We start from the raw sequence: 1,194 nt of genomic DNA on the forward strand, positions 1-1,194 counted from the left end.
AGCGAGTAATCGCGCTGTGTCCGTTTCACACCTTGTCCCATCGGGCTCTCCATTTATTAGGGGGAAAGGTGTAAACCATATTCAGGACGGGACACTTGGGATAAAAAAGGCTGCTACGGCAGCCTTTTTTGATCCTCTCCCCTATAATCCCGAACGCCCTTCACTGTTCCGGCATTCGCCCAGAGAGTTACTATGCATCTTCAATGTCCCCGCTGCCGCAGTCCGCTCCATCTTCATGAAGCCTCCCAGGGACGCTATTGCGACAACAAGCATCACTTCGATCCGGCACCGGAAGGTTATCTGGATCTCATCCCCGGCAAGAAAAACCCCAAAGACAGCGACAGCCGTGCCCTGATGCGCGCCAAGCACCATTTTCTGGAAGCCGGCCACCAACTGCCGCTGGTTGAGGCAATGGCCGGCCTGCTCACTCCGCTGGCCCCACAAGAGCTGATCCATCTTGGGTGCGGTGAAGGCTACTACTGCCGCGCGCTGGCAGAGCGCCTGCCCGGCTGGCAGTTTGCTGGAGTTGATATCGCCAAGAACACCATCTTTGCCGCCAAAAAAGCGCAGCCGGACGGCCAGTTTGTCATTGCCGATCCCGCTCGTGCGCCGTTGCAACCGAGTTCTGCTCAGGTGCTGTTGGTCAACGATCTCAAGGTCAAGACCGAACAGCTGGTCAGCTGGCTGGCCCCCGGTGGCTATCTGCTCTATCTGCAGCCGGGCCCGCGCCATCAGTGGCAACTGCGGGTCAGCCTCAATCCGGTGAGCATGGAACACCCCCTCAGCTGGCCAACCCTCGGCGGCCTCAATCCGATGGCTCAACAGCGCTGCCAGTTCAGCCTCACCATGGATCAGGCCATGCGCAGCTTTATTCTGGAGACCAGCCGTCTTGGCTGGCGGGCAACCGGTGAGCAGCGTCACGCTTTCGCTCAACAGGGCACGAATGAACTGGAACAGGATCTGCTGCTGACCCTGTGGCAAAAGCCCATCTGATCACTGGGGGGGGAGCCTTGCAAGGCTCCCGCCCCGTTTTTCCCCATGCCCCCTGCGTGATCTAGCTCACAACTTGAGTCATCGACCTTGTTGCTCAGAACAGCCTTGTGTCTAGTCCTGAAATAGGTTTACACATTTTCAACTAGCATTTCTCTACTCAGAACCCCCTATGTACCGCATCGGGGGTTCTGTATTTCAACG

1 protein-coding gene is annotated in these 1,194 nt (G+C 57.5%); it reads left to right on the plus strand.

Features of this window, described 5'->3' with window-relative positions; translation table 11 throughout:
* Nucleotides 1–192 precede the first annotated feature (192 nt).
* Nucleotides 193–993: a putative RNA methyltransferase gene (locus AB5Y92_RS00005; protein WP_368225050.1), complete on the plus strand. Its 801-nt coding sequence runs from the start codon at nucleotides 193–195 to the stop codon at nucleotides 991–993.
* Nucleotides 994–1,194: the final 201 nt, after the last annotated feature.

Origin of the sequence: Aeromonas sp. R1-1 (assembly GCF_040908495.1) — a bacterium.
Taxonomy (GTDB): domain Bacteria; phylum Pseudomonadota; class Gammaproteobacteria; order Enterobacterales; family Aeromonadaceae; genus Aeromonas; species Aeromonas veronii.